Here is a 13,358-nt window from a genome sequence, read left to right as displayed (position 1 = left end):
ATGTCGGCGGCCTGCCGCATGATGGAGTGGTGCCGGATGTGCTCGATCGCTTCACCCCCGCAACCCAGGACTGGTTCCGCGGGGCGTTCGCCGCGCCCACGAACGCGCAGGCGGGTGCATGGGAGGCGATCTCGGCGGGCAAGCACGCTCTGGTGGTCGCCCCGACCGGGTCCGGCAAAACTCTGTCGGCGTTCCTCTGGGCGATCGACAGCGTTTTCCGCGAGAAGGCCGCGCTTTCGGCCGCTGAGCCTGTCGAGGCGTCCGCGGGCACCCGCATCCTCTACATCTCCCCGTTGAAGGCGCTCGGAGTCGACGTCGAGCGCAACCTGCGCTCTCCGCTGGCGGGCATCGGGCAGTCGGCACGCCGGCTCGGAATCGCGGCCCCGGGCGTGACGGTGGGCGTGCGCTCGGGGGACACGACTTCGAGCGATCGTCGCAAGCTCGTCGCGAATCCGCCCGACATCCTGATCACCACCCCGGAGTCGCTGTATCTGATGCTGACCAGTCGTGCCGGCCAGACGCTGCGCGACGTGCACACCGTGATCATCGATGAGGTGCATGCGGTGGCCGCGACCAAGCGCGGCGCGCATCTCGCGGTGAGCCTGGAACGGTTGGACGCTCTGCGCCGCACGGCGGGGGCGGATGCCGCGGCTCAGCGCATCGGACTGTCAGCGACCGTGCGTCCCATCGATGAGGTCGCCCGGTTCCTCGGCGGATCGGCACCGGTCGAGATCGTCGCCCCGAAAGCATCCAAGACGTTCGAACTGAGTGTCGTCGTCCCGATGGATGACATGACTAATCCGCCGCCACCGCCGGGAGTTCCCGCCCCTTCGACAGATGACGTGGATGCTGACACTTCGACAGGCTCAGTGACCGCCGAGGTCACCGGCTCCGTCTGGCCGCACGTCGAAGAGGCGATCGTCGATCGCATCCTGCAGAACAACTCGACGATCGTCTTCTCGAACTCGCGGCGTCTCGCCGAGCGGCTCACGGGGCGGCTGAACGAGATCTACTCGGAGCGTCTTGGTCTGCCGGTGCCCGATTCTTCGGCTCCACCGGCCGCGATGATGGCGCAGGCCGGTTCCACCGCAGGGGCGGATGCCGTGCTCGCCAAGGCACACCACGGCTCGGTGTCGAAGGAGCAGCGCGCCCTCGTTGAAGAAGAGCTCAAGTCCGGCATCCTGCGCTGCGTGGTCGCCACCAGCAGCCTCGAACTCGGCATCGACATGGGAGCGGTCGATCTCGTCATCCAGGTTGAGGCTCCCCCGTCCGCGGCATCCGGTCTGCAACGCGTCGGACGCGCCGGCCACCAGGTCGGCGAGATCAGTCGCGCGGCATTGTTCCCCAAACACCGCGGCGACGTGCTGCACACCGCGATCGTCACCGAGCGGATGCTGGCAGGCAAGATCGAGGCGATCGCCGTGCCGCGCAATCCGCTCGATATCCTCGCGCAGCAGACCGTTGCGGCGTGCGCGCTGGAGTCGATCGGCGTCGAGGAGTGGTTCGAGACGGTTCGCCGTTCTGCGCCGTTCCAGTCCTTGCCGCGCTCGGCGTTCGAAGCAACACTCGACCTGCTCGCCGGTCGTTTCCCGTCGGACGAGTTCGCCGAGCTACGTCCTCGTCTGATCTGGGATCGGGATGCCGGCACTCTCACCGGTCGCCCCGGCGCACAGCGGATCGCGGTGACCAGCGGCGGGACGATCCCCGACCGGGGACTCTTCGGAGTCTTCGTCGCGGGTGAGGGAGCAGGGCGTCGTGTCGGCGAGCTCGATGAGGAGATGGTTTACGAGTCGCGCGTCGGCGATGTCTTCACCCTCGGCACGACGAGCTGGCGGATCGCCGAGATCACCCACGATCGCGTGAACGTGATCCCCGCGTACGGGCAGCCGGGCAAGGTGCCGTTCTGGCACGGCGACGGGATCGGGCGCCCGTTCGAACTCGGCGAAGCGCTCGGTGCGTTCTCCCGCGAAGTGGATGCCGCACCTCCCGAGAAGGCAGCGCAGAGGCTGATCGAAGCGGGCCTCGACGAGCAGGCGCGAGCGAACCTGATGGCGCATCTGAAAGAGCAGCGCGAAGCCACGGGCACTCTGCCTACCGACCGCAACCTCACGGTCGAGCGCGGACGTGACGAGGTCGGCGACTGGCGAGTCATCTTGCATTCCCCATACGGCATGAAGGTGCACGCCCCGTGGGCGCTGGCGATCAACGCGCGAATTCGGGAGCGCCTCGGCGTCGACGGCTCGGCCGTGGCGAGCGACGACGGCATCATCGTGCGCATTCCGGATGCCGACACCGAACCTCCTGGCGCAGATCTGTTCGTCTTCGACGCCGACGAGATGGATCACATTGTCACGGAAGAAGTCGGTGGGTCTGCCCTGTTCGCGTCCCGGTTCCGCGAGTGCGCCGCCCGGGCGCTGCTCATGCCGCGGATGAACCCGAACAAGCGCACCCCGCTCTGGCAGCAGCGGCAGCGCTCAGCGCAGCTGCTCGAGGTGGCACGGCGGCATCCGACCTTCCCGGTGATTCTCGAGACGCTGCGCGAGGTACTGCAGGACGTTTACGACCTCCCGTCGCTGCGCCGGCTCACCACGGCGATCGCCGAGCGCCGCGTGCGGCTGGTGGAGACCGAACCTGCCCAGCCGTCGCCGTACGCGCGCGATCTGCTGTTCGGATACGTCGGTGCGTTCATGTACGAGGGCGATTCGCCGCTGGCCGAGCGGCGCGCCGCCGCGCTATCGGTAGATCCGGCACTGTTGGGCGAACTGCTCGGCACGGTCGAGATGCGCGAACTGCTCGATCCGGATGTCATCGCGCAGTTCGAGCGCGAGGCGCAGCGGCTCGACCCCGAACGTCATGCCCGCGGGCTCGAGGGGGTCGCCGATCTCCTGCGCACCCTCGGGCCTCTCGATGCCGCCGAGGTCGCCGCCCGCCTGGAGCCGGAGGACGGTGAGGCAGAAGCGAGGCTTCGACTCGCTGACGCTCGCTCACCCCGTTTCGACTCCGGCCTCCGGCCTCCGCTCAACGACCCGCCTGAGGCCGACCCCCGCGGGCCGTTGAGCGAGCGAAGCGAGACGAAACGGGCTGAGCGAGCGGAGCGAGTCGAAGCCTCCTCCACCCACCTCGCCGCCCTCATCGCCGCACGTCGCGCGATCCCCGTCACTATCGCCGGCACCTCTCGCGTCGCGGCGATCGAAGATGCCGGGCGCCTCCGCGACGCGCTCGGCGCAGCTCTCCCAACCGGCATCCCGGTCGCGTTCCTCGAACCGGTCGCCGATCCGCTCGGCGATCTCGTCTCGCGTCATGCGCGCACGCACGGGCCGTTCACGACGGATGCCGTCGCCACCCGCTTCGGGATCGGAACAGCCGTCGCGCGGCACACGCTGCAGCGACTCGAACAATCCGGACGGGTGACGAGCGGATTCTTCCTGCCGGATGCCGCCGGGAGCGCCACCGAGAACGAGTGGTGCGACACGGAGGTGCTGCGCCGGCTGCGGATGCGCTCGCTCGCGGCGATCCGCGGCAGCGTCGAGCCCGTCGCGCCCGAGGCATACGCACGGTTCCTGCCGGACTGGCAGCATCTCATCCGTCCCCTCGAAGGCGTCGACGGGGTCCTGGCCGTGATCGAACAGCTTGCCGGCATGCCGATCCCCGCCAGCGCCTGGGAGTCGCTGGTGCTGCCATCGCGAGTGCGCGACTACTCCCCCGCGCTGCTCGATGAACTCACCTCCAGCGGCGAAGTCGTGTGGGCGGGTCACGGCACCCTCCCCGGACGCGACGGATGGGTGTCGCTGCATCCCGCCGACCTTGCGCCGTTCACCCTCCCCGATATCGACGCGGAGATCGCCGATGACTCGCTCGAGCGCGGACTGGTCGACGCACTGCAGCAGGGCGGGGCATATTTCGCTGCGCAGCTCAAGGAGATGTCCGGGGCCGAGAACGAGCAGTCCGTGCTGGAGGCCCTCTGGAACCTCACCTGGTCGGGGCGGGTGACCAACGACACGTTCGCCCCCGTGCGGACTCTGCTCGCCGGTGGCTCACAAGCGCATAAGTCCGCGCGGCGCGCGCCGCGCACGCGGACGTTCCGTGGGGTCTCATTCACGGGCACCCCGGCACCGCGGCCGACAGTCGCCACCGGCGGACGCTGGTCATTGCTGGCCCACGGGCCGACCGTTGAGCCTGTCGAAGCGTCGTCGACGACCGCCTCCCGCCGTGCGACCGTCTCAGCAGGGCTTCTCCTCGACCGTTACGGCGTCGTCACCCGTGGCGCAGTGCAGTCCGAAGGAACTCCTGGTGGATTCGCCCAGGCGTACCGCATCCTCGCCGGATTCGAGCAGGCCGGGCACTGCCGTCGCGGGTACGTCATCGAGAAGCTGGGAGCGGCCCAGTTCGCGGCATCCACCACGGTCGATCGCCTGCGCACGTTCGCGAATCTTCCCGACCCCGCACCTCGGCGTGCGATCACGCTCGCGGCAACGGATCCGGCGAACCCCTACGGCGCCGCACTGGCCTGGCCACGGCGCGAGGGAGTCTCGCACCGTCCGGGTCGCAAAGCAGGTGGCCTCGTGGTGCTCGTCGACGGTGCGCTCGTGCTCTACCTCGAGCGCGGCGGTCGTACCGTGCTGGCGTTCGATGACGATCCCGAGGCGCTGCGGTCCGCAGCATCCGACCTCGCGGCCACCTCACGCGCGCGCCGGCTCGAGACGCTGACCGTGGAGAAGATCAACGGCGAGGCGATCTACGGAACCCCGTTCGCCGTCGCTCTGCAGGAGGCGGGATTCGTCCCCACTCCCCGCGGCTTCACCCTCCGCAAGGCGATCTGAGCGGCAGACGAGGGCGGGGCGACACCCCGTTACGCATCCTCGCGCGCCTCACGGAAGAGCTCGGCGAGGTCGCATCCGAGATCGCCCATGTGGAGGACCACGGTGAAGCGGGATCACCGGGGCAAGCCGATCTGACCGCTCACATCAGTACAAGATGCTGAGCACGCGCCGGCTCTCGGTAGCGCTCTGAGAGCCGTTCGACCGCGACCAGCACGTCCATCGACGGCGTGACCTTGCCGGACAGGTAAGAGTTCAGTCGGGTGCGTGACGTTCCCAATTGCGCGGCGAGCTCGCCCTGCGACATCCTTGTGCCGCGGAACGCGCTACGGAGTCGATCGAGAGCGATCTCTGACGACGAGCGCGTTGCTCGGTCGAGCATCGCATCCAGCAGCATGACCGTCGCATGCGACTCGGCCGCATCGCGGGCCTCGTCAAACTCATCCCGCAGCGCAGGATCTGCGGCGACAGCATCCACCAGCTTCCGCCAGTCTCGTGCGTACCCGCGGTCGATGGCCGCGAGCATGCCCTCGAATCCCCACCGGTCGACTGGGTCGTCGGGAGTGGCATCGATATTCCGAAATCGCAGTGGCATCCGCTTCTCCTCTCAGATCATCCGCACAGCCAGCCGCCGGCACTCCGCGATGACGTCGTCCCAGCGCTGCCAACGCGGTTCGAGGCCTTTATACGTGGGCAGGTCGCGGATCCTGGTGCGGTCCTTCGGCATCGGATCCGCCAGCTGCCGGGCAAGCTGCGCCTGCACCGGCCGATCTTCCGCATGACTTTCATCGGTGTAGTAGTCATCGACTGTCGCGAGCGCATGACCGATCATGTCAGACCCGAATCGTCCGGAGAGCGCCGCAACATCGAGGTAGTCACGCATCTGGTTGCGCTTGACGATGAGATATCCCTTGATGCGAGCGATCTCGTCCAGCGTGGGCACCGTCACTGAAGCCCCCGATGGCAAGGTAACGTGCTGCATCTCGAGCGGGCGTCGGCGAATCAGCTGACGCACGCCCGCTTCAATTCCGCCGAGCTCTCCGAGGATGATCTTGCCGGGCACGGCACGATTCAGCACGAAGTCGCCATCACGTTCCAGCGCGTCAAGAACAAGATCGAAGCGATCACGAAGATCTGCAAGAACATGGTCATCGTCCGTCGACATCCGATGGTGAGCATAGAGAGCAGCAGCGGATCCCCCGACAAGCACGGCGTCCGGCACCAGTTGCTGCAACCGTGCCGCCGACTCGAGGACCTCCTCCATCCTGGCCGAGAGACCCACCCTCAGCACCTCATGCTCGGTTCGCCCCACATCTGACATGCACCAACTGTATCACTTCTGATACAGCATGGACAGGTGGTCGACGAGGCAGTCCGAGCGTCTGCCGTAGTCTTGCCCTCGTGATCAGGGAGTTTTTCGCCGGCGTCCGATTCCTGGGACGCGGCTTCGGATACTGGCGCACGCACACGCGCCTCATGTCGCTCGGGCTCATCCCCGCGTTCATCGCCTGGGCGCTCCTGCTGGCCGTTTTCGTGCCCCTCCTGATCAGCCTCGGCCCGATCATCGACGGGATGACCCCGTTCGCAGACGGCTGGACCGAACCGTGGCGAGGATTGGTCCGCTTCGGTCTCGGTGCCGTGATCGTCGTCGCCGCGCTCGCGCTGTCGGCCGCCGTCTTCACCGCGCTCACGCTGACCATCGGCGACCCGTTCTACCAGCGCATCTGGCGCGGAGTCGAGCGCTCGCTCGGCGAAGAGCCCACCGGAAATACCCCCTTCTGGACAACCGTCGGAGAAGGCCTTCGGCTCGTCGTCCTCGGCATCCTGATCGCGCTGCTCACGCTCCTGATCGGCTTCCTGCCCGTCGTCGGCGGGATCACAGCATCCATCATCGGAATCCTCCTGAATGGCCGGCTACTCGCCCGCGAGCTCACCGGGCGAGCGTTCGATGCGCGCGGACTCACCGGTATCTCCCGATCCGGGATGCTGCGCGCCGGGCGCGCCCGCGTCATCGGCTTCGGCGTCGCGACGCAACTGTGCTTCCTCGTGCCATTCGGCGCAATCGTCACGATGCCCGCGGCGGTCGCCGGTTCGACGCTGCTTGCGCACGACCTGCTGCGGCGTGCGAACACTCCATCGCCGCAACCATCCGCGCCCCCGCCACCGGAACCACCTCATGCCTGAGGGCGACACCGTCTTTCGCACTGCACGCCGCCTCGACGAGGCGCTGCGCGGGCAAGCGGTCACCCGATTCGACCTGCGCGTTCCTGGCGCAGCGACGGTCGATCTGACCAGTCAGACAGTGCACGGCGTCGTGCCGCGCGGCAAGCACATCCTCATGCGCATCGGCGATCACACCCTGCATTCGCATCTGCGCATGGATGGCGCGTGGTTCCTGTACCGCCCGGGCGAGAAGTGGCGGCATCCCGCATTCAAAGTCCGTGCGGTCGTCGGAACCGCGACCCGGGATGCCGTTGGCGTTGATATCGCCGAAGTGAAGGTCGTCACCACGCGCGATGAGGAGCAGCTGGTCAGACATCTGGGTCCGGATCCGCTCCGAGACGACTGGGATGCTGCCGAAGCCTCCCGGCGCGTGAGCGCCGACCAGCGCAGTATCCACGTCGCACTCCTCGACCAGCGCAACATCGCGGGCTTCGGCAACGAGTACGCCGCCGAGCTCCTGTTCCTGCGCGGAATCCTGCCCACAACGCCCGCTGCCGACGTCGACACCGCCGCCCTGGTCAGTCTCGGTGCTCGCACGATCCGCGCGAACCGCGACCGTGTCGATCGCACCTTCACCGGCGTCAACCGGCCCGGGCAGACGACGTGGGTGTACGGCCGCGCGAACCGCCCCTGCCGACGCTGCGGCACGCTTATCCGGCGCGGCGAGCTGGGCGCTGATCCCACCCGCGAGCGGGTCACCTTCTGGTGTCCGGCCTGCCAGCGCTGACCCTTCGACAAGCTCAGGGACCCGATATCCCCGTTCGGGAATGAATCGGCCCGTTCCATGGTTGTTGATATATCCGGGAAGTTCCGGACTGGGAGGAATCTTGGGTAAGAACTACATCGACATCGAGAACGACGAAGGCGCGACGCTTCGCTACCGCAAGCACGTCAATGGCCGTGGCCTTGTCGCGCACGGCGCGAAGGTGCATCCGCGGGCTGTTGTCGAGGTCGGCGCCTATGTCGAACCCGGCGCTCGCGTCGGCGCTGGTGCTCGTGTGATCCGCGGCGCCTGGGTCGAACCGGATGCCGTGATCGGCGAGAACGCATACATCGACGCCCACGCTCACATCGGGCAGGGTGCTGCCGTCGGAGACGGAGCCCACATCGGGGTCCGCACGGACGTTGGCGCCGGAGCACTTATCGCTCGCGGCGCGCGCATCGGCGACGACGAGACCGTTCCTGCCGGGTTGCGCATCGCCACCGACCGAAAAGGTCTCTGGCTCGCGGCCTGAACGGACCATCGGGCTCCCGCGACGCGGGTAGCCTGAACCCATGGCAAATTCCGGCGGGTCGCGGCGCCGCGCGTCCATGGGCGGGCCCGCCCGCTCGACGAAGCGTTCGGCGCCGAAACCCTCCGCGAAAAAGGCCCAGAAGCAAGAGCCGGAGCGCAGGAGACCTGCGCCCGAGCCACGAATCTTCCGCCTCGGTGCGGTTCCGGGGGCGACGCCGGGCAGGTGGATCGACACCTGGAAGCAGCGGATGCCGCATGTCACGCTCGAGCTCATCCCGATCGAGAAGTCGTCACAGCGCACCGCGATCGACGAGTTGGATGCTGCGCTCATCCGCCTACCGCTGGTCGATGACAGCCTGCACGTGATCTCGCTCTACGACGAGGTCCCTGTCGTCGTAGCATCCGCCGAGTCGCATCTCATGGCCGTCGATCAACTCACCGCCGACGACCTGGCCGGGGAAGTGCTGATCACTCCGCTCGATGACGTGCTCGGCCCGCTCGATCTGCCGACGACCGCGCCGAGCTTCCGCCCTCTTGCCACGACGGCGGACGCGATCGCTACGGCCGCAACGGGCGTGGGCATCGTCGTCGTGCCGATGTCGCTCGCCCGGCTCCATCAGCGCAAGGACGCCGACTATCGGCCGCTGCTCGCGGGCCCGACGTCGACAGTGGCGCTCGCGTGGCCGCGCGAGCGCACCAGCGAAGACGTCGAGACGTTCGTCGGAATCGTGCGCGGGCGCACGGCGAGGTCTTCGCGGTAGGAGTCGGTCGCGGAGGACGGCTTCGACTCGCTGCGGTCGCTCACCCCGTTTCGTCTCGCTCCGCTCGCTCAACGCCCCGCACACCTATCCGCGCGTCGTTGAGCGATCGGGGGAGCATCACACCAGCACGGGCACCTCGACGGTGAGGCCGTCGGGGCCGGCATCCACCCGCACGGCACCGCCGTCGGTGAGCTCACCGGACACGAGCAGATCAGCGATCCGGTCATCGACCTCGCGCTGGATCAGTCGGCGCAGTGGACGGGCACCGTACTCGGGCTCGTAACCGTGCTCGCCGAGCCATTCGATCGCGGCATCCGTCACCTCGACCGTCGCCGACCGCTCGGCAAGCCGCGCCGAGGTCGCCTGCAGCATCAGCCGAACGATCTCGGCCAACTCCGAGCGCGACAGCTTCTGGAACAGCACGATCTCGTCGATGCGGTTGAGGAATTCCGGTCGCATCGCTTCACGGAGCTTGCCCATGACCCTCGCCCGCAGGTCTTCCTGCGAGGCGAAGCCGTTGGCCGAAGCATCCGAGCTCGAGACGAACCCGAGCGCGCCCGAACGCGAAGCGAGAAACTCCGACCCGATGTTCGAGGTCATCACGATCACCGTGTTGCGGAAGTCGACCGTGCGGCCCTGGCCGTCGGTGAGGCGGCCGTCGTCGAGCACCTGCAGCAGCAGGTTGAACACGTCGGGGTGCGCCTTCTCGATCTCGTCGAACAGCACGATCGAGTACGGGTTGCGCCGTACGCGCTCGGTGAGCTGGCCGGCCTCGTCGTAGCCGACGTATCCCGGAGGGGCACCGACGAGCCGCGACACCGTGTGCCGCTCGCCGAACTCGCTCATGTCGAAGCGGATCACGGAGCCCCCGGCCGCCTGCCCTGAGCCTGTCGAAGGGAACAGCCGATCGGCCAGGGCCTTGGCGAGCTCGGTCTTGCCGACACCCGTGGGCCCGAGGAACAGGAACGATCCGACGGGGCGACGGGCGTCACCCATGCCGGTGCGGCTGCGCCGAACGGCGCGCGAAACAGCCGTCACAGCGTCGTCCTGCCCGATCACCCGGGCGTGCAGTTCGGTCTCGAGGTCGGCGAGACGCTCGCGCTCCCCCTCTGTCAGACGGCTGGCGGGGATGCCGGTCGCACGCGCGATCACCTCGGCGATCTCGCGCTCATCGACAACCGCATCAGCGGTCTCCGAAACTCCAGCAGCTGCAGCATCGATCCGCCCCTGGATCTGCGTGATCTCGTCGCGCAGATGCGAGGCCTCTTCGTAATTCTCGGCTGACACGGCGGTGTTCTTGCGCACTTCGAGATCGGCGAGCTCTGCCACCAGAGCCGAGGTGTCGACGGGAAGACCGAGCTTCAGCCGCAGCCGCGCGCCGGCCTGATCGATCAGGTCGATCGCCTTGTCCGGCAGGACGCGGTCCGGCAGGTACCGGGCGCTCATCGTCACGGCGGCGCTCAGCGCGGCATCCGTGTAGATCACCTGGTGGTGCTGCTGGTATGCGTCCTTGAGCCCTTCCAAGATCAGCACGGCATCCTCGGGGGACGGCTCATCGACCTTGACCGGCTGGAAGCGACGCTCCAGCGCCGGGTCCTTCTCGATCTTGCGGTACTCGTTCAGCGTCGTCGCACCGACCATGTGCAGGTCGCCACGCGCCAGCCGCGGCTTGAGGATATTTCCGGCATCCATCCCGCCGTCGCCGGCACCGCCTGCGCCAACAACGGTGTGCACCTCGTCGATGAAGACGATCACCTCGTCCTTGCGCGCTGCGATCTCGTCCATCGTCTTGGTGAGACGCTCTTCGAAGTCGCCGCGGTAGCGAGCACCGGCGAGCATGCCCGGCAGATCGAGTGAAATGATGCGTCGACCTTCGAGCTGCGCCGGGACCGTGCCATCGATGATCGCCTGCGCGATGCCATCGACGATCGCGGTCTTGCCGACCCCTGCCTCGCCGATCAGCACCGGGTTGTTCTTGGTACGGCGGCTGAGGATCTCGATCGTCTGCTCGATCTCATCGGCCCGACCGATCACCGGGTCGAGTTCACCCGCGCGCGCACGCGCGGTGAGATCGATGCCGTACTTCTCCAGCATCGGAGAATCGGATGCCGCGGCGTCCGCCTCTGCATCCGAACCGCCGACCGGGGCGGAAACATGTTCGCGCACGCCCTGGGTGAGCGCCTCAGCGGTGACGCCCGCACGGGCGAGAACTTGGCCCGCGGGCACATCCTGGCCGAGCACGAGCGCGAAGAAGAGGTGCTCCGGATCGATGTACGTCGAGCCGGAGGAACGCGCCACCTGGTAGGCGTGGAAGAGCGCGCGGCTCGCACTCGGAGTGATCGTGGCAGCATCCGTCTCGGCGGTGTCGCCCGCCAGCGGAAGCCGCGCGTCAACCGCATCGATGATCTCCTTCGGAGTCACGTCGATGCGTGCGATCGCCTGCGCGACCGTGTCGTCCTCGACGATCAGTCGCAGCACGTGCAGCGCATCGAGCTCGGTCTGGCCGCGCTCGAGCGCAAATCGTCCCGCGCGCCGCAGGATGTTCTGGGTGCGCGCGGTGAGGAACCGGCTCAGATCGATGGATTGTGTCTGCCGGGAACGTTCGCCCGCGAAGTATCGAGCGAGGAAGTCGTCGAATGACCCCGCGCCGGAGTCGCTGTAGTCGTCGGGCCCGTTGAAATCGTTAGCCACTGTGTCCTCCTGAAAAGTTGAGCGTCATACACTCAGGTTTGAAGTTGAGTGTACTGCACTCAGGTTCAACGTGTCACGCAGGAGGATATTCCCGTCACCGCGAATAGAATCGTGAGGTGGCCTCGATTCTGTACGTCTGCGTGAGGCCGGAGCAGGGCGCGGCGGATGCCGAGCGCCGATCGTTTCGGCGTGCACTCGGCGTACCCGCGCTCGACCGGTGGAATCTGCTCGAGCAGCCACTCGACGGCTCGATCACAGAACGCTACGACGGCATCGTGATCGGCGGATCACCCTTCAACGTCGTCGTCTACGAACGCAGCGCTCTGCAGCGGCGGGTCGAAGAAGACCTCGAGAAGGTCGCCCAGGATGTCATCGCCGGCCCGCTCCGCGCGATGTTCACCTGCTACGGCATCGGTGTCGTCACACGGATGCTGGGCGGCACCGTCGGCACAGCGACACCTGAGTCCACTCGCGCGACGAGCATCCGCATCACCTCTGCGGGGGCGTCCGATCCGATCTTCGCGGCGAGCGCGCCAGAGTTGTCCGTGCTCACCGCGCACAAGGAGGGAGCGATCGAACCTCCCCCCGGAGCCGTGCTGCTCGCCACGAACGACGACTGCCCGGTGCAGGCCTATCGCGTGGGCGACCGGTTGTACGCGACGCAGTTCCACCCCGAGGTCACCCCGCAGGACTTCGTCGACCGGATGGCCTACTACCGGACCACCGGATACTTCGACCCGCGCGAGTACGACCTGACGGCGCAGCGGGTGCTCGCTTCCTCTCCTACGGGTACTTCGCTTCTGCGCCGCTTCGCGGAGGGCCTGTCGGCTTCGACTCGCGAAGACCCGCACTGGGCGAGCGCCAGCGAGTCGAAGCGTCGCTCACCCGGTTTCGCGGAGGGCCTGTCGGCTTCGACTCGCTCCGCTCGCTCACCCCGTTTCGACTCCGGTGCTCCGCTCCTCCGCTCAACGACCCGCTGAAGCCGCGGGGCGTTGAGCGAGCGAAGCGAGCCGAAACGGGGTGAGCGAGGAGCGCAGCGACGAGTCGAAGCCTTCCTAACACCCCAACAACAGCTCGATCTGCTCCTGCACGTAGGCATCCAACGGGCGATACGACGAGCCCGACCACCGCACCATCGGCACGCGGCCCTGCAGCAAGAGCGGGCCGGACGAGCCGCCGGCATCCACAGCATCCACGTCGATGACCGACCAGCCGACGTGCACGACCTCGCCCTCGGAGAAGCCGCCCTTCAGCGCCATCTGGCGCCTGGCCGCGCGCTCGCGTGCCGACTCCGCCGCGTACCCGCGTCGCCCCGGATCCACCGCACGCAGCACCTCGCCGGTGGCGAACACGCGATCGTCGGCGATCAGCAGTACTCCGATATGCCAGGCCGCCCCGACGAGCACGATGCGCGCGCCGCGCCAGCGCGAGGAGCGCTCCTCGCCGAGCCCTTCCTTCGGGATGCCGGCGAGCGCACTCCGTGCCGCGGCCAGCACTTCGGCAGTCGATTTCATCCGATCAGGCTACCGATTCGCCAGCCCCACGATGAACGGGGCAGAATCGATGCACACCCCTGCAAGGAGCATCCATGTCTCAGACCGATACCGCACGCCTGCTCATCGCCTGCGATGA

10 protein-coding genes are annotated in these 13,358 nt (G+C 67.6%); 6 read left to right on the top strand and 4 right to left on the bottom strand.

The window, feature by feature from the left end; translation table 11 throughout:
• The first annotated feature begins 29 nt into the window (after positions 1-29).
• Entirely contained in the window at positions 30-4,820 is a 4,791-nt protein-coding gene (locus ACTIAO_RS08100) for an Lhr family ATP-dependent helicase (RefSeq protein WP_441905778.1), read from the top strand.
• A 139-nt stretch (positions 4,821-4,959) separates the two neighbouring features.
• Here the strand turns inward: ACTIAO_RS08100 and ACTIAO_RS08095 are convergent, their stop codons facing one another.
• A complete protein-coding gene (locus ACTIAO_RS08095; RefSeq protein ID WP_441905777.1) occupies positions 4,960-5,412 on the bottom strand; it encodes a helix-turn-helix domain-containing protein in 453 nt (150 codons plus the stop codon).
• A 12-nt stretch (positions 5,413-5,424) separates the two neighbouring features.
• Positions 5,425-6,138 carry a hypothetical protein gene (locus tag ACTIAO_RS08090; RefSeq protein ID WP_441905776.1) on the bottom strand — a complete coding sequence of 238 codons (714 nt, stop codon included), beginning with the start codon at positions 6,136-6,138 and terminating at the stop codon, positions 5,425-5,427.
• An 80-nt stretch (positions 6,139-6,218) separates the two neighbouring features.
• On the opposite strand from ACTIAO_RS08090, the gene ACTIAO_RS08085 reads away from it, so the two are divergent.
• The 4 genes from ACTIAO_RS08085 to ACTIAO_RS08070 all read left to right on the top strand — a co-directional run bounded on the left by ACTIAO_RS08085 (position 6,219) and on the right by ACTIAO_RS08070 (position 9,035).
• Positions 6,219-7,001, top strand: a complete 783-nt coding sequence (locus tag ACTIAO_RS08085; protein ID WP_441905775.1) for an EI24 domain-containing protein — start codon at positions 6,219-6,221, stop codon at positions 6,999-7,001.
• A complete protein-coding gene (locus tag ACTIAO_RS08080; protein WP_441905774.1) occupies positions 6,994-7,767 on the top strand; it encodes a DNA-formamidopyrimidine glycosylase family protein in 774 nt (257 codons plus the stop codon). The genes ACTIAO_RS08085 and ACTIAO_RS08080 overlap by 8 nt, the downstream gene beginning before the upstream one ends.
• Positions 7,768-7,867: 100 nt before the next feature.
• A complete protein-coding gene (locus ACTIAO_RS08075) occupies positions 7,868-8,275 on the top strand; it encodes a transferase (protein ID WP_441905773.1) in 408 nt (135 codons plus the stop codon).
• A 40-nt stretch (positions 8,276-8,315) separates the two neighbouring features.
• Positions 8,316-9,035: a LysR substrate-binding domain-containing protein gene (locus ACTIAO_RS08070; protein WP_441905772.1), complete on the top strand. Its 720-nt coding sequence runs from the start codon at positions 8,316-8,318 to the stop codon at positions 9,033-9,035.
• 117 nt (positions 9,036-9,152) lie between these two features.
• Here ACTIAO_RS08070 and ACTIAO_RS08065 read toward each other — a convergent pair whose 3' ends face one another.
• Positions 9,153-11,726: an ATP-dependent Clp protease ATP-binding subunit gene (locus ACTIAO_RS08065; protein ID WP_441905771.1), complete on the bottom strand. Its 2,574-nt coding sequence runs from the start codon at positions 11,724-11,726 to the stop codon at positions 9,153-9,155.
• A 116-nt stretch (positions 11,727-11,842) separates the two neighbouring features.
• On the opposite strand from ACTIAO_RS08065, the gene ACTIAO_RS08060 reads away from it, so the two are divergent.
• Positions 11,843-12,706, top strand: coding sequence for a glutamine amidotransferase-related protein (locus ACTIAO_RS08060; RefSeq protein ID WP_441905770.1), 864 nt, complete (start codon positions 11,843-11,845; stop codon positions 12,704-12,706).
• Between the two features lie 75 nt (positions 12,707-12,781).
• On the opposite strand, the gene ACTIAO_RS08055 is transcribed toward ACTIAO_RS08060, so the two are convergent.
• Positions 12,782-13,240, bottom strand: coding sequence for a glutaminase (locus ACTIAO_RS08055; protein WP_441905769.1), 459 nt, complete (start codon positions 13,238-13,240; stop codon positions 12,782-12,784).
• Positions 13,241-13,358 lie beyond the last annotated feature (118 nt).

The sequence above is a fragment of the Microbacterium sp. genome, from assembly GCF_052099035.1.
Taxonomy (GTDB): Bacteria; Actinomycetota; Actinomycetes; order Actinomycetales; family Microbacteriaceae; genus Microbacterium.
The sequence above is the reverse complement of the archived record's forward strand: the minus strand, read 5'-3'. Positions and strand labels throughout refer to the sequence as shown.